The 25,217-nt window shown below is 44.0% G+C and carries 27 protein-coding genes; 2 read left to right on the top strand and 25 right to left on the bottom strand.

What is annotated here, in order from left to right:
- Positions 1-36: 36 nt before the first annotated feature.
- From ptsP to FFM80_RS07880, 3 genes are all read right to left on the bottom strand, one after another.
- Entirely contained in the window at positions 37-1,767 is a 1,731-nt protein-coding gene (gene ptsP, locus FFM80_RS07890; protein WP_137640304.1) for a phosphoenolpyruvate--protein phosphotransferase, read from the bottom strand.
- Positions 1,767-2,033, bottom strand: a complete 267-nt coding sequence (locus tag FFM80_RS07885) for a phosphocarrier protein HPr (RefSeq protein ID WP_024625076.1) — start codon at positions 2,031-2,033, stop codon at positions 1,767-1,769. The genes ptsP and FFM80_RS07885 overlap by 1 nt, the downstream gene beginning before the upstream one ends.
- Before the next feature lie 145 nt (positions 2,034-2,178).
- On the bottom strand, positions 2,179-2,376 hold the full coding sequence (locus tag FFM80_RS07880; RefSeq protein WP_137635660.1) for a hypothetical protein: 198 nt from the start codon (positions 2,374-2,376) through the stop codon (positions 2,179-2,181).
- 654 nt (positions 2,377-3,030) lie between these two features.
- Between FFM80_RS07880 and FFM80_RS07875 the strand changes: the two genes are divergently transcribed.
- Positions 3,031-5,253 carry an ATP-dependent Clp protease ATP-binding subunit gene (locus tag FFM80_RS07875; RefSeq protein WP_137640303.1) on the top strand — a complete coding sequence of 741 codons (2,223 nt, stop codon included), beginning with the start codon at positions 3,031-3,033 and terminating at the stop codon, positions 5,251-5,253.
- Positions 5,254-5,350: 97 nt separating this feature from the next.
- Positions 5,351-5,665, top strand: a complete 315-nt coding sequence (locus tag FFM80_RS07870) for a SemiSWEET family transporter (RefSeq protein WP_137640313.1) — start codon at positions 5,351-5,353, stop codon at positions 5,663-5,665.
- 151 nt (positions 5,666-5,816) lie between these two features.
- On the opposite strand, the gene FFM80_RS07865 is transcribed toward FFM80_RS07870, so the two are convergent.
- The 22 genes from FFM80_RS07865 to FFM80_RS07760 form a co-directional block, all read right to left on the bottom strand.
- Positions 5,817-6,068, bottom strand: a complete 252-nt coding sequence (locus FFM80_RS07865; protein WP_137640302.1) for a hypothetical protein — start codon at positions 6,066-6,068, stop codon at positions 5,817-5,819.
- 169 nt (positions 6,069-6,237) lie between these two features.
- Positions 6,238-6,771 (bottom strand): hypothetical protein, encoded by a 534-nt coding sequence (locus tag FFM80_RS07860; RefSeq protein WP_137640301.1) that lies wholly within the window; start codon positions 6,769-6,771, stop codon positions 6,238-6,240.
- A 126-nt stretch (positions 6,772-6,897) separates the two neighbouring features.
- A complete protein-coding gene (locus FFM80_RS07855; protein WP_137640300.1) occupies positions 6,898-7,653 on the bottom strand; it encodes a CAP domain-containing protein in 756 nt (251 codons plus the stop codon).
- The gene (locus FFM80_RS07850; RefSeq protein ID WP_171001057.1) at positions 7,653-8,702 is read right to left on the bottom strand and encodes a CAP domain-containing protein; all 1,050 of its coding nucleotides are present in this window, start codon (positions 8,700-8,702) and stop codon (positions 7,653-7,655) included. The genes FFM80_RS07855 and FFM80_RS07850 overlap by 1 nt, the downstream gene beginning before the upstream one ends.
- Positions 8,703-8,731: 29 nt before the next feature.
- The gene (locus tag FFM80_RS07845) at positions 8,732-9,271 is read right to left on the bottom strand and encodes a hypothetical protein (RefSeq protein WP_137640298.1); all 540 of its coding nucleotides are present in this window, start codon (positions 9,269-9,271) and stop codon (positions 8,732-8,734) included.
- Between the two features lie 18 nt (positions 9,272-9,289).
- Complete coding sequence (locus tag FFM80_RS07840; RefSeq protein ID WP_137640297.1) at positions 9,290-9,832, bottom strand: hypothetical protein; 543 nt, start codon at positions 9,830-9,832, stop codon at positions 9,290-9,292.
- A gap of 331 nt (positions 9,833-10,163) precedes the next feature.
- The gene (locus FFM80_RS07835) at positions 10,164-11,096 is read right to left on the bottom strand and encodes a ribonuclease H family protein (protein ID WP_137640296.1); all 933 of its coding nucleotides are present in this window, start codon (positions 11,094-11,096) and stop codon (positions 10,164-10,166) included.
- Positions 11,097-11,171: 75 nt separating this feature from the next.
- Positions 11,172-11,573 carry a hypothetical protein gene (locus FFM80_RS07830; RefSeq protein ID WP_137640295.1) on the bottom strand — a complete coding sequence of 134 codons (402 nt, stop codon included), beginning with the start codon at positions 11,571-11,573 and terminating at the stop codon, positions 11,172-11,174.
- Positions 11,574-12,071: 498 nt separating this feature from the next.
- Positions 12,072-12,254 carry a hypothetical protein gene (locus FFM80_RS07825; protein ID WP_137640294.1) on the bottom strand — a complete coding sequence of 61 codons (183 nt, stop codon included), beginning with the start codon at positions 12,252-12,254 and terminating at the stop codon, positions 12,072-12,074.
- Positions 12,255-12,460: 206 nt separating this feature from the next.
- Positions 12,461-12,802 (bottom strand): type II toxin-antitoxin system PemK/MazF family toxin, encoded by a 342-nt coding sequence (locus FFM80_RS07820; RefSeq protein WP_137640293.1) that lies wholly within the window; start codon positions 12,800-12,802, stop codon positions 12,461-12,463.
- Positions 12,796-13,059, bottom strand: coding sequence for an AbrB/MazE/SpoVT family DNA-binding domain-containing protein (locus FFM80_RS07815; protein WP_137640292.1), 264 nt, complete (start codon positions 13,057-13,059; stop codon positions 12,796-12,798). Before FFM80_RS07815 ends, FFM80_RS07820 begins: the two co-directional genes overlap by 7 nt.
- Before the next feature lie 158 nt (positions 13,060-13,217).
- Positions 13,218-14,057, bottom strand: a complete 840-nt coding sequence (locus tag FFM80_RS07810) for a hypothetical protein (RefSeq protein ID WP_137640291.1) — start codon at positions 14,055-14,057, stop codon at positions 13,218-13,220.
- Positions 14,058-14,074: 17 nt separating this feature from the next.
- Positions 14,075-14,923 carry a hypothetical protein gene (locus FFM80_RS07805; RefSeq protein WP_137640290.1) on the bottom strand — a complete coding sequence of 283 codons (849 nt, stop codon included), beginning with the start codon at positions 14,921-14,923 and terminating at the stop codon, positions 14,075-14,077.
- Between the two features lie 159 nt (positions 14,924-15,082).
- Positions 15,083-15,934 (bottom strand): hypothetical protein, encoded by an 852-nt coding sequence (locus FFM80_RS07800; protein WP_137640289.1) that lies wholly within the window; start codon positions 15,932-15,934, stop codon positions 15,083-15,085.
- A gap of 493 nt (positions 15,935-16,427) precedes the next feature.
- Positions 16,428-17,393 carry an ABC transporter ATP-binding protein gene (locus tag FFM80_RS07795; RefSeq protein ID WP_137640288.1) on the bottom strand — a complete coding sequence of 322 codons (966 nt, stop codon included), beginning with the start codon at positions 17,391-17,393 and terminating at the stop codon, positions 16,428-16,430.
- A 6-nt stretch (positions 17,394-17,399) separates the two neighbouring features.
- Complete coding sequence (locus FFM80_RS07790) at positions 17,400-18,476, bottom strand: ABC transporter ATP-binding protein (protein ID WP_137635676.1); 1,077 nt, start codon at positions 18,474-18,476, stop codon at positions 17,400-17,402.
- Positions 18,477-18,491: 15 nt separating this feature from the next.
- Positions 18,492-19,526, bottom strand: coding sequence for an ABC transporter permease (locus FFM80_RS07785; RefSeq protein WP_137640287.1), 1,035 nt, complete (start codon positions 19,524-19,526; stop codon positions 18,492-18,494).
- Between the two features lie 3 nt (positions 19,527-19,529).
- Entirely contained in the window at positions 19,530-20,459 is a 930-nt protein-coding gene (gene opp3b, locus FFM80_RS07780; RefSeq protein WP_137640286.1) for an oligopeptide ABC transporter permease, read from the bottom strand.
- Between the two features lie 151 nt (positions 20,460-20,610).
- Positions 20,611-22,260, bottom strand: a complete 1,650-nt coding sequence (locus tag FFM80_RS07775; protein WP_137640285.1) for a peptide ABC transporter substrate-binding protein — start codon at positions 22,258-22,260, stop codon at positions 20,611-20,613.
- Positions 22,261-22,853: 593 nt separating this feature from the next.
- Positions 22,854-23,231 (bottom strand): DUF1634 domain-containing protein, encoded by a 378-nt coding sequence (locus tag FFM80_RS07770; RefSeq protein ID WP_137640284.1) that lies wholly within the window; start codon positions 23,229-23,231, stop codon positions 22,854-22,856.
- On the bottom strand, positions 23,231-24,076 hold the full coding sequence (locus FFM80_RS07765; protein WP_137640283.1) for a sulfite exporter TauE/SafE family protein: 846 nt from the start codon (positions 24,074-24,076) through the stop codon (positions 23,231-23,233). Before FFM80_RS07765 ends, FFM80_RS07770 begins: the two co-directional genes overlap by 1 nt.
- A 229-nt stretch (positions 24,077-24,305) precedes the next feature.
- Complete coding sequence (locus FFM80_RS07760; RefSeq protein WP_137640282.1) at positions 24,306-25,187, bottom strand: LysR family transcriptional regulator; 882 nt, start codon at positions 25,185-25,187, stop codon at positions 24,306-24,308.
- Between the last annotated feature and the right edge of the window lie 30 nt (positions 25,188-25,217).

The raw sequence follows: 25,217 nt of genomic DNA, 5'->3' as shown, positions 1-25,217 counted from the left end.
GGTTTACAAAAATTAGCTATCAATCAAGTTATCAGCTTATTTGCCGAAAACGTTCTTTTCAACTAATTCTTTAACTTCTTCATTTGTGACACAGTCATTCAAGGCCTTGTCAGCTAACTTAGCCATTTTAGTTGTGTCAATCGTCTTCATCAATGAACGCGTCTTCAAAACTGAAGTTGAGCTCATTGAAAATTCGTCCAAGCCTAAGCCCATTAATAATGGAACCGCAACTTGGTCACCAGCAACTTCACCACACATACCCGCGATGCGGCCATTTGCGTGAGCAGCATCGATGACATGCTTGATCAAACGTAACAACGATGGGTTGTATGGTTGATACAAGTATGACACGTGTTCGTTCCCACGGTCAGCAGCAAAGGAGTATTGGATCAAGTCGTTAGTCCCAATACTAAAGAAGTCAACTTCCTTAGCAAATTGGTCAGCTAAGATTGCAGCGGCTGGAATTTCAATCATGATACCTAACTTGATATCATCCGCAACTGGGGTGCCAGCCGCAACCAACTTGGCTTTTTCTTCTTCGAAGATGCCTTTAGCTTTACGGAATTCATCCAAAGTGGCAATCATTGGGAACATAATCCGTAATTGACCATAATGGGAAGCCCGTAACAACGCCCGGAGCTGCGTCCGGAAGATGTCGTCACGGTCTAATGAAATCCGGATAGCCCGGTAACCCAAGAATGGGTTCATTTCGTCGGGAAGTGGTAAGTATGGTAAATGCTTATCCCCACCGATATCCATGGTCCGGACGATCACTGGCTTGCCCTTCATCCCTTCGACAACCTTTTTGTAGGCTTCGAATTGGGTATCTTCATCAGGTAATTCTGGTGAATTCATATATAAGAATTCAGAACGGAATAACCCAACGGCTTCAGAGCCCGCGTCCAAGACACCATCCATATCGTCCGGTGTCCCGATGTTTGAAGCTAATTCGAAATGCTTACCGTCTTTAGAAACGGTCGCTTCATTCCGGAGCTTTTCCCATTCGGCTTTTTGGGCAGCGAAATCTTTGGCTTTTTGTTGATAGTCACTGATTTCAGCATCAGTTGGGTCAACTAAGGCTTCCCCGTTAATCCCATCAAGGATTACCGTGGTGCCAGCCTTGATATCAGCCGTTGCGGTTTCAGAACCAACAACTGCTGGGATTTCAAGGGTCCGTGACATGATTGCTGAGTGACTAGTCCGGCCACCGATGTCCGTGATGAACCCTTTAACGAACTTGCGGTCCAATTGGGCCGTGTCACTAGGGGTTAAATCATGGGCAACCACGATGACTTGCGAATCAATTAAAGCTGGGCTTGGTAAGGTAACCCCTAACAAGTGGCTTAAGACCCGTTTCGTAACGTCGCGAATATCGCCGGCACGCTCTTGCATGTAGGCATTATCGGTCATTGCTTCGAACATTGAGATGAAAGTATCAGTAACTTCCTTCAAGGCTTCTTCTGCGTTGACTTTATCATCCTTAATCTTGCCTTCAATTTGTCCTAACATTTCAGGGTCAGATAAGATTGTGATATGAGCTTCAAAAACTTCTGCTTCTTCAGCCCCTAAGTTTTCGACCGCCTTGTCTTTGATGACTTGGAGTTCGGCCTTAGAAGCGTCAAAAGCGTCATGTAACCGTTGAATTTCGGCATCAGTATCAGAAACTGTTGTCTTTTCGAATGATAAATCTGGATCAACTAGCATATAGGCCTTAGCAATCGCGATACCATCACTGGCAGCGATTCCTTTTAGTACCTTTTCAGCCATTATTCAGATAATCCTTCTTTCTTCATCGTATCAGCTAAAGCAGCAATTGCATCAGCTTCGTCAGCACCTTCTGCTGAAATGGTAACATCAGCATCTTTACCAACACCGAGTGACATAACACCCATGATGGACTTTAAGTTAACTGACTTGTCTTGGTATTGCAACGTAATTTCTGAGTTGAACTTACTTGCTGATTGTACCAATAAAGTAGCGGGACGTGCGTGGATACCTGTGTCTGCGATTACGTGAAATTCTTTCTTTTCCATAACTATTCGATCTCCTTCAAAGATGTAAATTAATTGGTTCCGAGTCAACCCGAGTTGCCGCCAACACGATCGCTCAAGAGCCCTTAGTATTGATGATAGCAATTATCCAATTGAAATACAAGCCCTTTCATTCATTCAATTGTGATTAATTGGTAGCCTTACCATCGTTGTCAATATGGTAAACGATATGGCCATCTAGGTCAGCCATACCAATGATTCGCTTCCGGTATTCATAACGCATATAAGCATCATGAAAAACCATAAAATCAGCCGGATCAACACTGAAAGAATCACGCTTGCCAGTACGTAAATCTTCCATTAACTGCGTGTAATCTGTTGCCACAAACTGGCCCCCTTTTACCCGATGTGTTTATTTGGCTCAGTCGAGTCAGTTCGTCACAGTGACGCTGTCCAGTAACTGTCACCTTTACTAATAGGTAGACCAATTTTTTGACGATTAATTTTTACAACTCGTACGATAACTAAAACATTAGCTTTCGTGCGCTTTTCCACGTCAAATCGTCGGCTAAAATGCCGCAACCAATTAAATAATTTAATTAATATTGTCATTTCTTCTATCAAATATAGTTGTCACCAACTGACCAAACCCAGTCATACTGACTAACATCAGCACTGGTCAGACTTTTGCCATGCAAAACTAACGGTTTGTACTATAATAATAACAGACGGTTAGTTAAATTGACCAGTCCTAACCAGGTGTTCAATATACAACTGATTCCTATGAATAACAAGCGATGCGGTCGAGCCGTCTAACAACTTCAGAAATAATTAAATTGATGACCGTGAGGCGTTTTTTTACACGCTGCCAAGCCGGGATAAAGTCACTTTTCAACTTGAGGCTTTTGACTTGCACCGTCGCAAAAAATTGCTATACTAATAGTCAAAGGTCAACAAAGGTCAAATGATTTTTGAACCCTTAACTAAATCTAGTTTATCGATTTAGCAATATTTCTGATATGAAAGGTGTGACAGCAATATGCTTTGTGACAACTGCCATAAGAACGAAGCGACGATTCATCTTTATACGAACGTCAACGGTCAGCGGCGACAAATCAATCTTTGCCAGAATTGCTATCAACTGTTGAAAAATCAGGAACAGCAACCAAATAATGGAGTTGGAGGTAACGATATGGCACAAGATCCATTTGGTTTTGGCGGTCTTGACGATATCTTCCGGGCCATGCAGGGTGGCGGCGTTGATCCTAACGACGCTTATCGCCAGCAACAGACCCCACCGACCCAGCCAGCTGGTCCCAATAATGGTGGCAACCGGCGCGGGCAAAAAGGTGGCGGTCTCCTCGGTCAATATGGCTATAACTTGACGGACCAAGCCAAGCAAGGCAAGGTTGACCCCGTCATCGGCCGAGATAACGAGATCAACCGCGTCATCGAAATTTTAAACCGGCGGACAAAAAACAATCCGGTTTTGATTGGTGAAGCCGGGGTTGGTAAAACGGCGGTCGTGGAAGGTTTGGCTCAGAAGATTGTTTCTGGTCAAGTTCCCCAAAAACTATTAAATAAAGAAATTATCCGTTTGGATGTGGCTTCCCTTGTTCAAGGGACCGGTATCCGGGGTCAATTCGAACAACGGATGCAGCAATTGATGAAGGAAGTTCAATCGAACCCGAACATCATCCTCTTCATTGACGAAATCCATGAAATCATGGGTGCCGGCAATGCTGAAGGCGGGATGGATGCTGGGAACGTCTTGAAGCCCGCTTTAGCACGGGGCGACTTCCAATTAGTTGGTGCTACCACGCTAAACGAATATCGCGACATCGAAAAAGATGCCGCCCTCGCCCGCCGGTTCCAACCAGTCACGGTTGATGAACCGAGCGTCGAAGAATCCATCAAGATTTTACAGGGGATTCAAAAGAAGTACGAAGATTACCACCATGTTAAGTACAACGCGGACGCGATTGTCGCGGCGGTCAAGTTATCGAACCGCTACATTCAAGACCGCTTCTTACCCGACAAGGCTATCGACTTGCTCGATGAAGCCGGGTCACGTAAAAACTTAACTTTGAAGACGGTCGACCCACAAACCATCCAAGAAAAGATTGATGGCGCTGAAAAACAGAAACAAGATGCTTTGAAGAAGGAAGACTACGAAAAAGCGGCTTACTACCGTGATCAAGTAGCTAAGCTTGAAAAAGCCAAGCCTGATGATAATGGTGATCAGTCTGCTGAAGATACGGCAACGGTCACTGTCGAAGACATGCAACAAATCGTCGAAGAAAAGACCAGCATTCCAGTTGGTGAACTTCAAGCTAAGGAACAAGCTCAGATGAAGACCTTAGCTGGTGACTTGGAAGGTAAAGTCATCGGCCAAGATACCGCGGTTGAAGCCGTCTCACGGGCCATTCGTCGTAATCGGATTGGCTTAAACGGCACTGGTCGGCCAATCGGGTCGTTCATGTTCGTTGGCCCTACCGGGGTTGGGAAGACCGAACTGGCTAAGCAATTAGCTAAAGAACTCTTCGGCTCAGAAGAAGCGATGATTCGCTTTGACATGAGTGAATATATGGAACCACATTCAGTGGCAAAATTGATCGGGTCACCGCCTGGCTATGTCGGTTACGAAGAAGCCGGTCAGTTGACCGAACAAGTTCGGCGTCATCCATACAGCTTGATTCTGTTAGATGAAATCGAAAAGGCCCATCCCGATGTTATGCATATGTTCTTGCAAATCTTAGACGATGGTCGTTTGACCGATTCACAAGGTCGCACGGTCAGCTTCAAAGATACCATCATTATCATGACCTCTAACGCTGGGACTGGCGATTCCGAAGCCAACGTTGGGTTCGGCGCCGCCGCTGAAGGTAAGACCCATGACATTACTAGTCAATTGGGCAACTACTTCAAGCCAGAATTCTTAAACCGGTTCGATGACATTATCCAGTTCAACGCTTTATCTAAGGAAAACTTGATGAAGATCGTTGACTTGATGATTGGTGACGTTAACGCCATGTTAGCCAACCAAGATTTACATGTCCACGTCACCGAACCTGTCGAAGCGAAGTTAGTCGATCTCGGCTACAATCCTGAAATGGGGGCACGGCCATTACGGCGGGTCATCCAAGAACAGATTGAAGACCGGATTGCCGACTTCTACTTGGATCACGGCGATGTGAAGAACATGGTCGCAAAGGTTGAAGATGGCAAGATTGTGTTAACAGCGGAAGATACAACTAAATAGTTTGACTTTAAAGCGATATGTCCTTAATGGGGTGTGTCGCTTTTTTTGAACTTTCCAATTCAGCAGTGTTAGGATAACTAGTAAGGAGTGATGTGTTATTAAAATAGATAATGGTGACTATCCTACAGGTAAAGCGGCTGTCGATCCGAAGCGGGTTAAATATTTAAAAATCCTCAGTAAGCTTGCGACAATTATGTGTATTTCGATGTATGTATCCTACATTCCTCAGATTATCGCTAACTTTTCGGGTGACCCGGTATCACCCATTCAACCGCTCGTTGCAACGATTAACGCGACCTTGTGGGTTGGTTATGGCTGGTTCAAAACCTATAAAGATTGGCCCGTGATTATTTCTAACTTCCCCGGAATTATCTTTGGACTGGTAACTGTCATAACTGTTTATCTACATTAAACTTGGTTTGTAAACTGTAAAAACTTAACTAGTAACTAATTCAAACGGCGTCCGCATATTACGGTACGCCGTTTTTTTCATTACTCAAAAGTCGTCAATAATCTCAACGACTATTGACGACTTCATAACTATTAAGCTAAGCTCATTCAAGTTAGTTTGTAGCATCACACTTGACTGCTACTAACCAATCCCGGAATTCGCCGCGCCCAGCTAAGAAATCACCTTTTACTTTATCTTTTGGATTGTTTGTAACAGCCCCTTTGACTTGCATCGCCTTACCCTTCAAGCGCTCGTCAATACCTCGTTGATGAGCTTCAGCTTCTAACCGTTCCTTGTTCCGCCATAACCAATAACCCCCGAAACTTGCCAAGACCACTGCTAGACTAATGATTGCTTTCTTCATTGGCAGTACCTCCTGTATTTGAGATTAGTCTTAATATAGCTAATCTAGCGACATGGTTCAAGATATATGCTTATAATTTCCATAAACTAATATTAATGTGCAAAAAAACGTTTAGCTCACAATCAGCCAGCTAAACGTTTCATTTATTATGGGAAAGTTAATTAAGATGCTATTTGTAAGCTTTAACCGTCGTCTTTTTCTTAGCCCCCCAGACATGGAAGTGTTTTACAATTTTCCCTTGTTTCTTCACAGTGCGGTAATAACCGGGTTGAACGGTAACAGTCTTAGCTTTGGGTGCTTCAATCGTCTTACTAAATGTCTTTGACTTCGTCAGCTTGGCATACTGATTACCCTTATAAGTCTTAATTCGAACATAGGTTGCTTTATGTTGCTTAGCCAAATTTGTGTTACTAATTTTGACCTTACCGGTAACCTTAATTGACCGCCGATTCTTAGTCTTTTTAGCTTTTAAATGAGCAATATCATACCCATCCTTGGGAAACGAGGCTTCCCAAGCGGCAAATTGTGCTGGCGTATAATGCTTGCCATCAACTGTAAAATAATGTGTCCCATCCGTACCGGTCGTTTCTGTAACCTTGTAAGATTTGGCGGCCTGTGCTGTCGCTGGCAACGATGTCAAAGCTCCGCCTAGCATCGCAACTGTCGCCAGCCCTAGTGTCAATCGTTTAATGATCTTATTCATCTGTCATAGCCCCTATTAATTTATGATTACCCAAACACCTTACTTATTTCGGTGTATCGTAAGTGGTCCCTTAAACTTGCACCAATCACATTCATTAACTTCTTTTACTTTTAGATAATGCTAGCTTTAGTAATAAAGATTTGTAAGCAACATTGTATAAACCTTCCCCTTGACCTTAAACCAACTCACGCCAATTTTGGTCGTCTTCGGCTTTAGAATAGCCGCATCTTGGTAATCCGGCTGTGACTCACCTACAAGCATAAATACCCCGACGGCGTCATCACTCATAGCTTTACTACTCTTTAAATCAGATTTGCTAGTAATCGGTGAAAAAGTGGAAAACACCTCATCAGTTGGCAAGCCCACTTTTCCAGACTCGCGCTTAAATATTTCCATATCAACATCGCCTTTAATAAACCACTTCTTATAGGTTTTAAGTAATGCCATTCGGGCTGGATCCAAGCTAACTGGCTGCATCCCTTTGGCCGTTCGATACTTATTCGTTTGTTTTAAGAATCTCCGGGCCATCGCAGGATTCATTGATGCTACTGATGGTGCAATCTTTCCCGCTCGCAAATAGCCGCGCCATAACCAACCTTTTACCTGCTTGCTATTAATGTAATAGAACACTTTTTTCTTACCATTTTGTTTAAGCGTTGCGTGCTTAGTGACATACAACGTGACATTTTGATAAGTTTTAGCCTTCGCGTAAATTTTGGTTAACTTTGTAGACGTGTAAATATTGCCTTTCTTAGCGTGATAGGCCGTCCGTTTTACCTTGGTTACCTTAGCGGCATGGGCTGTTGTGCCATTCACCGTAACAAACCCAATTGCACTCACAGTCGCAACAAGTATTAATAGCTGTTTCATGAACTTATTCATTAATAGAAGTCTCCTTGTACTTTCAAGTCAAATAGTCTGGTTTTATACGAGATATCGACCTGGTTCTCAACATTTGACACTTTAATCGTATATGAATGATTGACTTTAACTTGACTCTTTTTCGGCACAAAAAATATCGTTGTACCGTAATAGCCGTATGCTTCATCGCCAGTCCCAACATGTGAGATTTTGACTTTCTTTTTAGCTGTGTTGTCATGGACACTTACTTTGGGTTTTATTCCCGTACTACCGACATAATGATCATCAGGATATGAGATGGCCCATGGCGCACCTTCCTTTACCAGTCCATACGGCATTAGACCAGCACGTGGAAACATTAACTTCTTAAGTGTTGTCGTCGCTTGATTGTTAGCTGTATCGAATACTCGTAAGTCATTATATTTCCCGACTTGACCGACACCTACTTTGTTGATCGCTCCGAGTACCCATGACCGATGTCCCGGGTTGAACCCCATTTGATTACCGTCATCACTAATATAGCCAGTGACAACATCATATGGCGAAGTGATCCCCTCAGATAGATTACTCTGATCCGTTGCAGCGGCCCCTAGCTTCCAATTGGCCTTGGAAACAACTGACGGCCGCTTGAGCCCAACAAGACCATGGGATAAGCCTTTATCAGCCGCAGCTAAAGTTGCTGCGCCCATTTGAGCAGACTTATTCCACGTACTATCCGCAGTGACAGCGTTTAACCCAAACATGTCTCGGTAAAAATTGATCCAATTAACCGTTTGTGCGGTATAACCGGCACTTAACTTGCCAGCCCGGAAATGCTTCTTAAGTTTAGCCTTTTGGGCATACATCCCTTTAGTGCTATTACCAATCTTTTTCGCCTTTTTCCGATAACTCGTCACTTGTGCCCATTGAGTCGCGGTATAATATTTTCTTTCAGATTTTTTCTTTTTCTTAGTTTTCTTTTTAGCCTTGGTCGTCTTTGCTTGAGCAGATACGTTCGGCGTGGTCAAGGTGGTCGTTACGCCGATGGTGGTGGCCAGCATAACGGCACTCATGATTTTTATGAGCTTCATCAATTTATTCCTCCAAAACAAGTGTAAAATTATTTGTTGTCTATATTCCATAAGTGCTTCGCTAACGCTTTAGATGGACTATAGATGTACCAACGGCCATTAAAATTAGTGAGCGTCTTTTTAATAACCTTAACAGTCTTGCCCTTGTACTTACGGGTAGTCATCGAATAAGTACTGCGATCGCTGGCATAAAGTCCCGGGTAAGTCTCCCAACTGTCCATCACATACTTAGTACCATGTTTATAGGCGTACATCCATTTATGGGGATTATTGTAATTTGCAATATTTTTATTTGAAATACCTTTTTTCAGGTTAAATTGATGCATTGTCCGCGTGCTGTTCTTACGCTCAAATCGACTTTTAATTTTGGTGGCTGAAATCTTTTGATAATCATACCCATCAGCTTTTTCATAGTGATACCAAGTCCCACGAAACTTCTTCGGAATCGTCTTCAACGACTTTTTAGCTTTTGCCTGCGCTGTCAAGTCAGCCTGTGGTGTTGCCACGACCGCGGTCGCACCTAACGTTGTCGCCACCATCATGGCACTCATGATTTTTATAAGTTTCATCAATTTACGCCTCCAAAATTACTTATTATCTAAATTCCATAAATGCTTCGCTAATGCTTTAGATGGGCTGTAGATGCACCAACGACCACCAGAATTTGGTAGTGTTCTTTTGATGACCTTGACCGTTTTACCTTTATATTTACGCGTGGTCATTTGGTAAGCACCTAAATCCTTTTCGCTCCAGGACTTATCAATTTTCCAAAATACATAAGTATTCCAATCTGCCATAATGTACTTATTGGCTGACTTCTTATAAGCAAACATCCAATTGTGCTTAGTGAGTTTCTTAATTCCTTTATGCATGTCGAACTGATGCATCGTCATCGTATTATTACGTTTTTCAAAATGATCTTTTATTTTCTTAGTTGAGATCTTTTGATAATCATAACCATCAGCTTTTTCATAGTGATACCAAGTCCCACGAAACTTCTTCGGAATCGTCTTCAACGACTTTTTAACCTTCGCCTGCGCTGTCAAATCAGCTTGTGGTGTCGCCACGACCGCGGTCGCACCTAATGTCGTTGCCACCATAACAGCGCTAACAATTTTACCCAACTTCATTATTATTCCTCCTCCAGTGAGTAGCGGGCTTCAACCCATACTCACGACTTCTCCAGTAATGAACTACGCCAGTTGCCCTCCCTATTTATGCTAAGTTGCTTATTGAACAAACAGACTCGCTAGCATCGGCCAAAATCTGCCATAACGCCTATCACATCAGGGTTTGTCAAGTCCCTAACGTCTCATACCCGTATCATACCAAAACACTGCGACACTACATGTCGTTTTGACGGTCAAATCAAAAAAGTTTTATTTTTTCTAAAAAAATAATCCTGATAATAAAAATCACGCTTGCGTGACCCTTATTATCAGGATTATATAGCTCATTATTTTACGACAACCCATTTTTCCAATCACTAACAATGCTTTCCATCGCTGAAACAGAATGAGCAGTCTGTTGCTTGCTAACCGGCTTGGGTTTAGGTGCTGGTTCAGTTGGCGTTGGTGCTTTAGCTGGCTTGGCTTTTGGCTTGGCTGAATGCCCCGACAATAAGTCCACTTGTTCCGACCGGGCTGCTCGCTTGGGAACGGCGGCCGTCGCATGCTGAGTCGGAATCGGCTGACCGGGTTTCATCTGATCCATGGTCTGATTCAACAAGCCGTCGACCAAGTTATTGCCACTGGTAGTCGCATGCCCCTTGACCCATTTGAAGTCTAAGTGCGGGAAGCTCTGTAACTGGGCATCGACGACTTTCCACAATTCCGCATTCACCAGTTCACCGCTGGAACGCCGCCAGCCACGCTTTTTCCAACCAGCCAACCAATGCTGCTGAATTGGATTTAGGACATACTTCGAATCGGTCACAACTAGAATCTTGGCTTCGGTCTGGTCTAACTGTGTTAAGCGGTCCAACGCCTGAATCAACGCCATGACTTCCATCCGATTATTGGTCGCGCCCCACTCACCCGACGTCCCCGTCAAGGTCTGCGTGCCGAACTCAATCTGATAGGCCCACGCGGATTTATCTGTCGCCTTAACTTGACCGCCTTGCACGTTACCAGTATTCCGATTACCACCATCCGTATAAACGGTGATATCAACCTTTCCCGTCGTCACCGTTGAACTGGCCGTACTAGTCGTCGACCGTTTCGGCTTAGCAGAGCTGGCTTTACCGGCAATAAACGCCTCAGCTTCAGCGCGCGTTGGGAAGCTCTTATATTGCGCGCCGCCATAACCGTCAGTTTGCTTTTTGCAGTCATCCCAAGTCAAATAAACACCTGGTTTTCGGCCAACTCGGACCGCGTAGAATTTCTTTTTTGCCATCATGCACGCCACTTTCTGTTTAAAATCTGCTTTCTATTATATCGCGAAAGCTGACGCAAGATAAAGCCCGAATCTCTACCCGTTAACGACTGGCATGCCGGCATCCCATTGTAACTGGTTAAAAACCGCTTGCACTTGCTTGGACGTCTTTCCTAATTGACGCGCCAGCTGATGATTGACCTGCTGATAGCCTGACGCCACTGGTTTAACCTGATTAGCTCGCTTGGCTTGTGTAACCACCGTAGCGGCTTGGCGCTTAAGCTGACTAGCATGGGCGGTATCCAACTGAGCAGCCGTCGTTTGAATGGTTGCGGTCTGCGCCACCACCGTAGTCACCCGATTGCGAGCAGCTAAGGCATCAACACTTGCCTTTTCAGCCGCGGTCAGTTGTTTAATCTGGGTCAATTGGTTCTGTGAAACGGCCACACCGGCATAAGTCCAACTGGTTGTTGCAAAGCTCCAAGATAAGCCAATCACTGTTACTAACGCCCACAAAAGCGGTTGGCGGACCGGTCGCACCGATTGTTGTCGCAAAATTCGCCAGGTTCGCTAAGCCACCCAGACCGTTAAGCTTGCTATGATTAGCATACCAAAATAAAAACGCATGTTACCTACCTCCTCAATAATTTCGTCACATCAGTAAGTACGTAACCTGACAACTATTCCGTTTTTATTTTTCAAAAAATTGACTCATGCTTAAGCCAGCTGCTTTACCTATTGCTGTTATGCAACCAACTGCGCAAATACGGGCGCAAAATCGGCCAGACATTTATCAAGAGTGGTTAAGTTAACACTAAAAGCCGTAATTATCTATAAATAACAGATAATTACGGTTTTTTAGTACAGTAGCATGGCTTAACCCGTTCTGAAGTCGTTATCGGCATGGTTAATATCATCTCAGTAGTTCGTGTATCCCTTGCCGAATGTCTACGACTGTGGCTCCGCATCTACAATAATAATATTCTTCTGGTAATCTCATTCTCCCAGCCATTCCGTTCCAACCGGATAAAGTGACTGTAATTCCGAATCCGCTTGCAAATCTCGCTGGTAATCGTAATTTCTCCAATCAGGATTATCAAAAATATTCTCCTCAACAACCGGCTGATAAATAATTGAACCATCTGACCGCTGACCAACCATGTACTGATGACCAACCATATCTTTAAGGCCTACTCTGGAGCAGTCTAAATAAGCCTATTCCCCAGCTTTCTTAATGTGACTAATTTGCTCATTAACGCGCACCTCACGCTTGGATTATCGGCTACGTAGACACCAAGTCATATTTTTGTAAATGAATGTGTCAAGTATTGATCAATAACGATTAGTAGGAACACCTCATCACTATCTATATTGTCGACTTTTAATTAATCATCAATACTAAACAGCAATATATATCGATCAATAATATCACCTAGTTCTACTTTTGAAACATGATCAACAATATCTGCTACATCAACACCGCGAGCAGTTAAATCGAGCGAAATTGTTTGATCAAGCAAAACTTTACCGTGAATTTTATGACTACTAATTAATTTATGATACATTGGAAAATCGCGTTGCGTACTACTTATTGGCGCCACAATTGTCATATTACTAGTTTTAGACACCAAATCATTACTTAACGCAATTGCCGGCCGTCGATTCATTTGCTCATGACCACGACTCGGATTAAAATTCACGTAAAATATATCGCCCTGACTTACCATTGTAATTCGTCACCTTTGGATTCGCCCCAATCCAACTCATGTTCACGTTTACCATCATCATGCCAATCGGCAAATAATTCATGAATATTGGTCGGCTTTTTATTAATCGGTGTTAATACAATTGAATCATCTTGAATAGTTAACCTCAACTCTTGATTATCAGCCAAGTTTAATTGCTCAATAACTTTGCTAGGAATCCTAGCTGCTCTCGAATTACCCCACTTTGCGAGATGAATTTGTGTTTCAATTCCTGCCATCATAAATACCTCCCTCGAGATTAGTTTTGCTAAGTATATACTATGTAGATACGTAGTGCAATTAATTCAGCTTAAGATTTAGCAATTCACTTTGGGAACGACTCAATGGCGAGTAGTTGGTACAATAAAAGCCCGACATATCGGGCTTTTACAATTTACTATTCTTCTGGGAACACCACATCACTAGCCATAAAGAAATTATGCTTCTTCACCTGATACTGTGTAGCCATGTCGATGGAGCCAACGTTGGTCGTGGCTTGCTTCACATAGCTAACCGTGGCCGAAACGCGATAGCGGCGATTGATTGTTGTGACATATCGTTGTGACCCGGTCTTGCTGATGTGATCTGCAATCGCAGTCGGCACTGCTTTCTTAGTATACAGTTTCGTTAAGCTACTCCCAGATTTGCGTTCAACTTGCGTGATTTTCGCTGAAACCGTTGGCACTTGCTTAACGGTTGGACTCAACATTGGTGCTTTCGCGTAGTATTCCAAATAACCATCCGCCGTCACATAAATCCGTTGTGTCGGATTTGACTTCGTATAATCAAGATTATCAGGAATCTTCAAGCCCGCATACAAGTTTCCATCAGCGACCCGATTCCGACTAATATGACTTGGGTAAGTCAATTGGGTCGTATAATACTGGACGTACTTTGGTACATGGACTTTTTTAAACGTCTTGGTCGTGGCTAAAATGCGCTTCGTGCCATAATCATGATGATTTCCGCGCAACCGATAGCTTAGCCGACTCATATCCAACCGCACATATTTCCGCTTATTGTTAGGAATATTATCTTGCTTGGCTTCCACGATGGTCCCCTTAGGAATCGTATAGGATACTTTTTTAGCAGTACCATTAACCTTTAGCTGACGCTGCGTCTTTACAAAATTATGGTTACTATGCCCAATCTTCACATACTTGGTGGCCGCTTCAGCATTACCCGCTAGTAGACTAACACCTGCCAAAACACCTAAACTCACTAGCAATTTTTTCATTTGTCTCATGGTCCCCCTTAGTATTCCGGAAAGACAACGTCAGTATTCATAAAGAAGTCATGATCATTGACCTTATACAAACTAGCTAGCCGAATACTATCGACCGCCGTTTTCGCATTGCCACGATAAAAGACCGTTGCTGAACTGCGATAACGGCGCTTAATGGTCGTTAGATATTGCTGATTACCCGTTTTGCTGACACGTTTGCCAATTGCAGTAGGCACTGCCGTCTTGGTGTAAAGCATCGTCAATCCCTTGCCAGGTACTCGCTTAACTTTAGTAATTTTCGCAGAAGTCGTTGGAATTTGCGTTGTTTGTAAGTACATGACCGGCGCTGACTTGTAATATTCCAAATAGCCGTCCGAAGTCACATAAAGTCGCGCAGCAGTTAGCTTAGGCTGACGATAAATATCAGGCACTTTTAAGCCCGCATATAAGTTACCATCCGCGACTCGGGTGCGGCTCACATTTTCTGGATACACCTTCTGAGTCGTATAATATTGCACGTATTGCGGCACATGAACTTTCTTAAAAGTTTTAGTTGTGGCTAAGATACGGTCAGTTTGAAACGCGATATGTTTGCCACGAATCCTGTAACTCACCCGTTGCAAATTAACCTCAACATGGACCTGCCCTTTTTTATCACCATGCCAATTGGTCTCCACAACATCGACAATCGTCCCTTTCGGAATTGTGAGCTTAAATTGTTTATCTTCATCGGTCGTTTGAATCGTTCGCTTCGTCTTTAAAAAATTATGATTAGTCTGGCCGACCTTAACATACGTCGTCGCGGCACTGGCGCCAGTGGCAAATAAGCTCAAACCAGCCACCACCCCAACACCCAATAATGTGGCTTTCAACTGCATCAAAAACGCCCCTTTCAATCCGTTTGCTACTCATCCAGTATAACAGTCGTGGCCGCATTATCCCAAATCACAATTAATTCGCCCACAAGCAAAAAGACTTGATGAACAGCTCCATTAGGCTATTCATCAAGTCTCATTTTTTAAATCAATGGACCATTACTAATCTGGCATCACATCATCGGTGTGCATAAAGAAGTCATGCCCCTTCACCAAGTACTGGGCGGCAACTTGAATGTTGCTCACACTAGTTGGCCGGTCACGTTGATAGCAGACCGTCGCCGAATACCGATATCGGCGTTTGATGGTCGTCAAATATTGCTGGTCACCCGTTTGACTAACGCGGTCACTAATCGCCGCGGGGATTGCCGTCTTAGTATAGAGCATCCGTAAACCGCTACTCCGAACCACTTTGACTTTCGTAATCTTAGCTGAGACGGTTGGGGTCTGGGCCACGTTTAGATCCATCATTGGCGCGGCTTTATAATATTCCAAATACCCATCGGCGGTCACATAAAGCCGGGGCGCGGTTAAATTCTTGGTCATATACAGGTTTGCCGGTACTTTGATCCCTGCATACAGATTTCCGTCAGCGACCCGATAACGTCGCGCTCCAGCTGGATAAGTTTTCTGTGTCGAATAGTATTGAACATATTGCGGCACCCGCACCTTTTGGAACCGAGCGGTCGTCGCCGCTAATCGGCGCGACAGATATTGCGGCTGGTCACCGCGCAAGTGATAACTCAAGCGCCCCATCTCCAACTTCACATACACCCGACCATGCTTTTGATCCGCAGCGTGGCTGTTATCCTTAACTTCAACAATCGTCCCTTTCGGAATCGTCACCTGAGTTTCCTTCGTCGGTCCGGTGGTCTTAATCGTTTGCTTAGTCTTCAAATAATTATGTTCGGTATTGCCAACTTTAACATACTTAGTGGCTGCCTCAACCGTCGTCGCTGATAGACCAATTCCCAAGATAATGCTTAACCCTAACAAGCCCTGCTTTAAAATCATCGATAAATCCTCCCAAAGTAGTTAGTTGCCAATTAGTATATCAGGAAATAGTTGGTTAGCCCACTTTAGAAAAGAACGCGATTTGCTTAGGTCAACTTGAATTATCGCTAGTTAGTGTAGCCACTGTTAGTATGCTTGGTGCTAGTTAATCAATATTGCCTACCAGTTGTTTTCTAAACTGCCGCAACGCCTTGTACCATTTTGAACCCGAACTAAGTCCAACACTACGGCTAAGTATTTTAGCAACCAATCCCACAACTAAGGTAATAATCGTTCAATCATAGACACCTAGCAATTAACGGCGGGCGGCCCAGCATTGGCTCAGTGGTGTCGTTTATCTTAGTCGTGGGCTTCGACTTAGATAAAGCCCGGCTTTCGAGACCGACCTGTGGCTCGAAAACGCGGCCACCACGTTCCAGCCGATGCTGGGCCAACCAGAGTGGCAATTTATAGCCAACAAAAAACACCTCCAACAAAAGAGGTGTTTTCAATCTTATTCAGAGAATTCCGTCACCAAGCCAGCGTCAATCGCACGTTGCGTATACATTGGCACTTCATCTTCACTAGCACGAACAAAGTGTCCTGGTGCGATTTCGACCATGCGCCGTTTCTTATCATCCTTTTCACGGGATTCATCATACGGCACTTGCTTCCGGTTACGTTCAAATTCCGGATCCGGTACCGGTACCGCTGAGATCAAACTCTTGGTATAGGCATGTAGCGGATGGGTATAGACTTCATCGGCTGGGCCGATTTCCAAAATCTTCCCATAATGCATAACCCCGATCCGGTCACTGATATACTTAACCATCGACAAATCATGGGCGATGAATAAGTAAGTCAAGTTTTGCTTAACTTGTAATTCTTTCATCAAGTTAACGACTTGGGCTTGGATGGATACATCCAAAGCGGAGATCGGTTCATCAGCGATGATGAACTTAGGTTCGACGGCTAAGGCCCGGGCAATCCCGATCCGTTGCCGTTGACCACCGGAGAATTCATGCGGATAACGGCTAGAATGGTCTTTGTTCAATCCAACCGTTTCCAATAAATCTTCGACTTGTTTGGTCCGGTCAGCATCGTCCTTGGCTAAGCCATGGATATCGATCCCTTCGGCCACAATATCCTTAACCTTCATCCGGGGATTCAACGAGGCATAGGGATCTTGGAAGATCATTTGCATTTCGCGCCGGAATTCGTGCTTTTCCGCTTTAGTATGCAACTTTGAGACATCCTTACCATCAAAGATGATTTCACCGTCTGTGGGTTCATACAAATGAATGATGGCCCGTCCGGCAGTGGTCTTCCCAGAACCGGATTCACCAACTAAGCCGAATGTTTCACCTTCATAAATATCAAAGGAGACGTCATCGACCGCCCGGACTTCATCACGTTTGCCAACATTGAAGTATTGCTTCAAATGATGGACTTCTAGAATTTTTTTACGTTCTTCAGGCATCGTCAACTACTCCTTCGTTGTATTCTTGATCGGTGGTTCGGGCCGTTGCATTTCCGCAAACTTCTTTTGCCGGCGGACAATTTCAGCCGGGGGCGTCACTTTAGGAGCGTCCGGATGCAAGAGCCAGGTCGCTGCATAGTGCGTATCCGAAACTTTGAAGAATGGCGGTTCTTTTTCCGTATCAATCTTCATCGCATAGTCACTCCGTGCAGCAAAAGCATCGCCGACGGGTGGATCCAGCAAGTCTGGTGGCGTCCCGGGAATTGCCCGGAGTGAGCCGCCCGCCGTATTCAAGGTTGGCATGGAGTTCAGCAAGCCCCAAGTATACGGATGTTGCGGGTTGAAGAAGATCTCATCAACCGTCCCGTATTCAACAATCTTGCCAGCATACATGACCGCAACTCGATCCGCCATCCCAGCGACCACCCCTAAGTCATGGGTGATAAAGATGATGGACGTATCAATCCGGTTTTGCAAGTCTTTCATCAAGTCCAAGATTTGAGCTTGAATCGTGACGTCCAACGCCGTAGTGGGTTCATCAGCAATCAAGACTTCGGGATAACAAACTAACGCAATCGCAATCACGATTCGTTGACGCATCCCACCGGAGAATTGGTAAGGATAGTCGTTGAGTCGGGCTTCCGGATCGGTAATCCCAACTAACTTCAACATTTCTAAAGCTTGCGAGATGGCTTCTTTTTTCTTTAAGCCCTTGTGCTTCATCAATGGTTCGGCAATTTGCATCCCGATGCGCATCGTCGGGTCCAATGAAGTCATTGGATCTTGGAAGATCATCGCGATATCTTTACCACGGATATGCTGCATTTCTTTTTCAGACTTTTTAATAATATCGTCACCATGAAACATGATGCTGCCGCCTTTAATGACGGCATTAGGTGCCAGTAAGCCCATTAACGAGCGCGTGGTCACTGATTTACCGGAACCGGATTCCCCAACAATCGCTAAGGTTTCCCCTTTCCGGAGATCAAAGCTGACATCACGAATCGCTTTAACTTCACCAGCATAGGTGTGGAAATCAATTTGTAAATTCCGCACTTCAATGACATTTTCAGGATTTTCCATTGTTATTCCACACTCCTAACGTTTCGATTTTGGATCAAAGGCATCGCGCATCCCATCACCTAAGAGGTTAAAGGCTAACATCAAGATGATTAAGACGATTGCTGGATACCACATTTGATAAGGTAAGAATTGGAAGTTCTTTTGTCCATCAGAGATCAAGGTCCCTAATGACGCTTGTGGTGAACTAATCCCAATCCCAATATAACTCAAGAACGCTTCAAAGAAGATCGCGTTGGGAATCGTAAACATCGTTTGAATGATGATGACACTCGATAAGTTAGGCAACAAATGCTTCCAAGCAATCTTGGGTGCCGATTCACCTAACGTCCGCGCCGCTAAGATAAAGTCTTGATTCTTTAACTGTAGCGTCTGCGCTCGTGTGAGTCGCGCCATCGTCGTCCAGTTAATGATGGCCAACGCCGCAATGATGGACGCCATCCCAGTTTTTTGGAAGGCCGTAGCCATCAAGACCATGACAACTAATGAAGGGACGGACGAGAGGATTTCAATAATCCGTTGCATGAACATATCCACGCGTCCCCCCTTCCAACCGGAGAAGATCCCGAACGTGACCCCAATCGTTAAATCAATCAAAGTCGCAATCAACGCAATTTCTAGCGAAACCCGCGTCCCATACATAATCCGTGCTAATAAGTCACGGCCTAAGTAATCCGTCCCTAAGGTATAGTGTACGTCCTTACCAGCCCCAGCTTGGGCATAGGCATCGACATCTTGACCAGATTGCTTGATATGACCATTGAGACCATGAATGTTAACACCCGGAATCTTGGGTGGCAAGTTCGCATACTTAGGCGATTGGTCGTTCGGGTTGTGCTGATACACTGCCTGCCCACCAAAGGCCACTAAGAATAAGAAGATTAAGACAATAAAACTAGTAAACGCCGTTTTATTAGATTTTAAACGCCGCCAAACATCTTGGCCGAACGTTAATGACGGTGCCGCGATTTTTTCGTTATCGGGGCCCACTTGTTTGTCCAGCGGTGCGAAGTCGCCGGGCTTAATTTCGATATTTTTTGCATTATCTGCCATTAACTAGTCCCCATTTCCACTTAAGCGAATCCGCGGATCAATGATTCCGTAGACGATGTCGGTCAACAATAACAGCAAGCATAATAGTGCGGAGTAGAAGATCGTCACGCCCATGATGGTTGGGTAATCATTGACTAAGATCGACTTAACAAATTGTTCCCCAATCCCAGGGACGGAGAAGATGTTTTCAACAACCATTGAACCGGTCATTAATGCTGCTGCCAATGGTCCGATTAAGGTAACCATTGGAATCAAGCTGTTCCGTAACGCATGATGATAAACAATCCCGAATTTTGATAATCCTTTGGCCTTGGCCAACTCGATATAATCTGAACTCAAGACGTCCACCATGTCGGTCCGAATGAACCGGGCCGTTTCGGCTAACGGACTAGCCGCTAACGCTAAGGTTGGCAAGATGGTGTAGGCAAAGCCTTCCCAACCAGCCACTGGGAACCAGCCCATTTTGAGACCAAGATAGTATTGCAATAAAATGGCTAAAACGAAACTTGGAACCGCAATCCCGAGAATCGAGAGAATCGTGGCTAAGCGGTCAGCCCAAGTATCCTTACGAATGGCACCGACTGCCCCGAGAATAATCCCGAAGACGACCCCAATGACCATCGCTTGACCACCTAATTGCATCGATGGCCCCATCCGACTACCGATCAAGTAACTAACGGCTTGATCGCTGAATTGGAAGGATAACCCCAAGCTACCCTTGAAAATGCCACCGATATAAATTAGATATTGGAGCCAAACGGGCTTGTCCAACCCATATTGCGCTAAGATGGACGCTTTTTCACTGGCGGTCAACTTGGCTTCATTTTGCAGCGGTGTCCCGGGCATTAGTTTCATTAAGAAGAACGTGACGGTTGCCACAATGAATAATGTCAGGAACAAGTAAAATATCCGCTTTAAGAGATATTTTCTCATTAGAATTCCTCGCATTCTATTAAATTAGCCTGATAAAATAATGACATATTTGATTATAAAACAAAATGGTAAGGATTAACAATGTGTCAATCCTTACCCCCTTGTTTCACATTCGTTTAGTTAAAGCACACACATGTTAGACACTATTGACTTACTTAACGTACATGTACTTGTAGTTGTATTGCGTACCAGCTGTATTGTAGATGATACCCTTCAAGTTTGTGCGAACTAAGTGAGCTTCAGCTTGTTGATAGATTGGTGATACCCCGGTATCCTTCATTAATTGCTTTTCAGCATTAACCATATCTGTCCAACGCGCTTTTTCATTGTTGGCGTCCTTACCTTCAGCTGCTTTGACGTATTGGTCATAGGCAGCACTCTTGTAACGACCGTTGTTGTATGAATTGTCAGAGGTGAACAATGACAAGAATGAGATTGGATCCGTAAAGTCAGCTGACCATGCTGAGATAACCGTATCGAAGTTCCCATTTTGTGACCGTTGGAGACGGGTCTTAAATGGCACGTTTTGGTTTGAAACCTTCATGTTGCCAAGTTTTTGCCATTGACCTTGAATATATTCAGTGGACTTCTTCGCACCATCAGTATCATCGGATAATAACTTGATGTTCAAGCTCTTAGCCCCGACTTCTTTCAAACCTTGCTTGTATAACTTCTTCGCTTTAGCCATGTCGTATTCAACACCACTAGCGACATACGCATCATCAGCAAAGTCCTTACCGTTGATTGGGCTCTTAGCTAAGTCACTTGAGACATAGCCTTTAGCTTGAGTTGACCCATCAGCTAAGACATCATTAACGAATTGCTTCCGGTTGATAGCCAATGACAAAGCTTCACGAATCTTTTGGTTCTTGAATGCCTTGGCCAAGGTCTTATTGCTATCCCGTTGGTTGAATTCAATATAGAACGTTGACGCAGTCTTACGTAACGTAAAGTTCTTGTTGGTCTTGTAGTTCTTAACTTGGGTCCCAGATAAGTAAGCATCATCCAACTTGTTCGAATTGAATAAGTTCAACCCGGTTGAAGTATCCTTAGTAACTTGGAATTTAAGCGTCTGCATCTTAACGTTCTTCTTATCCCAATAGTTCTTGTTCTTGTTCAATTTCCAGCTTAAGTTCGTCCCAGTCCAGCCAGTCATTGTGTAAGGGCCGTTATAGACCATTGCAGTACTGGTTGTCCCATATTTCGAACCATACTTCTTAACAGCTTTTTCACTTTGTGGGAAGAAGTTAACAAAGCCCATTAACTTCTTGAAGTATGAGATGGGATGATCCAAAGTAACGACTAATTTATAATCGCCGTCCGCTTTAACACCTAAACTTGAAACGGCTTTTTTACCGCTAGAAATTTGATCAGCGTTCTTGATGCCAGAATATAAGTATGCGTATTGTGACGCGGTCTTAGGATTAACGGTCCGTTGCCAGCCATAAACGAAATCTTTGGCGGTTACTTTATCCCCGTTACTCCATTTTGCGTTCTTGCGTAAAGTGAACGTATATGTCTTCCCATCATTGGTAATCTTCGTAGCGGTTGCCATTCCGGGTGTAATCTTACTGTCTTTACCTAAGCGATATAACCCTTCGTTCGTGTTATTTAACATGTTCGAACTCGTGACATCGGTTGACTTAGATAAGTCCATTGATGGTAATTCTGATTTTTCGGCAATTGTCGCAACTTGCTTAACGTTCTTTGATGATGAACTGTTGTTAGAACCACAAGCAGCTAAGAACAATAAGGATGCGCCGGCAACGACGGTAACTTTTGCAGCTGTTTTTAAATTCATAAAAAACCCAACCCCTCTTACTTTTTTAATGTGTGTGTGCTTTTCCCTCGAAAAGTTAAAGTAATTGTATATTATAAATAAATTAAAATCAATCCTAAATTCTAATTATTTTCATGAATTAGCCATAATTATGCTTATTAATTCAGTTTTTTATTAGATTATCGTTTATTTAGTCATCAATTAATCGTTGATACATCAGTATTCTTAGTTATCTTTTCATGATGTTGCCCATACTAATCTTAAATCGTTATTTTTCTTAATAAATAATTCATTTTGCCACCATTTTGACTTAAATTGCCCTAAATTCGATTGGTTAAAACAGCTAAAAACGTCAAAATAAAAGAAGTCACTGACTTTTTATCAGTGACTTCTTATTAATCAAGTAAACAGTTTATAGTTAGATACACTTGGTGCTAGTTGAAAATTGCCGCCTGCCGGTTGGCTCCTAAAATGTTGGCACGCCACGGGCTATTTTGGAGCCAAAGCTTCGGCTTCCAAACGTGGCCACCACATTCCAGCCGTTTTTGGGCCAACTAGAGTGGTAACTTATATCCAGACCAGACAATCATCATTAGCTGGATTGTCGCTTAGATTTAATGTTCAAAATAACCGATAATCGAGGCAATTACTAGAATAATCAACACCACCGTCGTAATCCAGACATAGAGTCGGTCCTTCTCAACTGCAAACGCATAGATGGAGACTACGACCCGCAATGTCGGGGTTAGAATTAAGAGAAATAAACCTAACATAATCACGGCATAGGGCTTTAATGCTACGACACCTTTTGCAATCGCCACGAAGCCTTCCGGTTGGACGCCATTCGGATACCCACCATTGCCTTGGATAACCATTAATAGGATGCCTAGCACAATCACAACAGCGGAAACGATGACCCCAATCCGCAAGATTTGGCCAATCATCAATTCAACTTGATGCATTTCTTTGGCTTTACTATTCTTTTGAATCATTAGATGGTCACCCCGAATCCTTTCATAATCATTTGAATCCCGAGATATAGCATGACGGGCACAAAGATCATCCGAATCAACCGGGGCTTCAAGTGCTGCATAATCCGTGTTCCAATTAAGGCACCCATTAAGATGCCGATTGCTAACGGTGCTGCAATTCCAGCTTTGATCGAGCCATTAAAGAAGTAGACCATCGCACTGGCCGCCGCAGTGACCCCCATCATCAAATTTGACGTCGCTGAGGATGGTTTGAGGGGCATATGCATAATCGTATCCATGGCTAATACTTTAAAGGCCCCACTCCCGATACCTAACAAGCCACTAGCTAGTCCGGCACCAAACATCATCGTAAAACCGCCTGGAACGTTTTGCACTTGATAGTCGACTTGTTTTTTTAACGCTTTATCATAATAGGTCCCATTTAAGTTCAACTTAGTCGCTAACCGATCCGCTTCAACATTTTGCGCATCTTCATTTTTCATCATTAACTTGCGAATCATATTGTAAGTTGTAAAAACTAGTAAGGCACCGAATAAGAAGTAGAGAAAGGTCGGATGGACTAAGCCAGTCAAAATGGCCCCAATGACCGCACCAACTGTGGTGGCGATTTCTAAAAACATTGCCACCCGTAAATTTAACATCTCATCTTTTAGATAGGCAATCGTCGACCCTGAGCTGGTCGCAATGACCGCAATAATACTGGCCCCAATCGCATATTTGATATCCAACCCTAACCCTAATGTTAAGACTGGCGTAATAATCATGCCGCCGCCGATACCGAGGATTGCGCCGAAAACACCCGCCAGCAGGCCAACACCTAGCATTAACAGTAACGAATAAATCACGTTAGTCACCTTCACCCTTTTAAAATTCACTTGTTAGTGTATCATTTAATTACCTAGTTACCTAATAGATACCCATCTGGTGCCTCTAAACTACGGCCATATAGGATTAAGTCACTTTTATATAAAATTAATTATTAATTGCCAATTTAAGTGTAACCGTAATCAACGTGATTAAATCAAGCTTCTTCAATTTTATACCATTAAAAAATTAGATAGCAAGTTACTCAAATTAGTCTAACGCCTGAGCTTGGCTAAATTGTTGCATAAACCCTGCTACCAATGGTGTCGCCATCGATTCGGTCGTCGTCGTTAAGACCAGTTGCGTTTCAAAGCGGCGGTCAGCCAGTGAGCGAATCAAGACTTGATCCGTGGCATAAGTCTCAGCCAACGACCGCGGCACTAACGCCACCCCGAGCTGATGGTTGGCCCAATGCATCGCCGTGCGCGCATCATCACAAGTCATCACGTAGTTCGGCTCAAATGCCTGCTCTAAAAAAGCCACATGAAATAGCTCATTAAACCGCCGATATTTAATCAACGGCAATTCAGCCAAGTCCGCTAAACGTAATTGACGCCGCTGCGTAAACTGACCATAGCGCCGTGGTAAGACAGCCACCATCCGTTCAGTTGGAAAGTAACGGCAGACCAAATGCTGCTGATTAAACGGGGTCCGCAGAATCGCCACATCGAGTAACCGTTTATGCAAATCATCTAACAATTCATACGTATTGCCTTCCGTCACGGCTAATTGCACATCATGATGCTGCTTTAACCAGCTCATCAATGCGTGATTCGGCATCACCCCCGCTGATGAGGAGATCAACCCTAGATTCAACGTCCCAGTAATCCCGTGAGCCAACGCGCGGACTTTATTTTCCGCCGTCGCTGACAGCTGGGTCAACTGTTGGGCATAGCTGACTAGCAATTCACCCGCTGGCGTGACCGTCACGCCTTGTGGCAGCCGTTTGAACAAGCTAACCCCTAACTCCGTTTCCAATTGTTTAATCTGATAACTCAACGGCGGCTGCGCCACATGCAAGCGTTTCGCGGCAGCTGTCATTTGACCTTCCTCAGCGACCGCTAAGAAATAACGTAATTGTTTTAAATTCATCTTCCCACTCCATTCCTTTCCAGTATACAC

This window comes from Lactiplantibacillus dongliensis, from assembly GCF_005405105.1.
In the GTDB taxonomy this organism is placed as follows: domain Bacteria; phylum Bacillota; class Bacilli; order Lactobacillales; family Lactobacillaceae; genus Lactiplantibacillus; species Lactiplantibacillus dongliensis.
The sequence above is the reverse complement of the archived record's forward strand: the minus strand, read 5'-3'. Positions and strand labels throughout refer to the sequence as shown.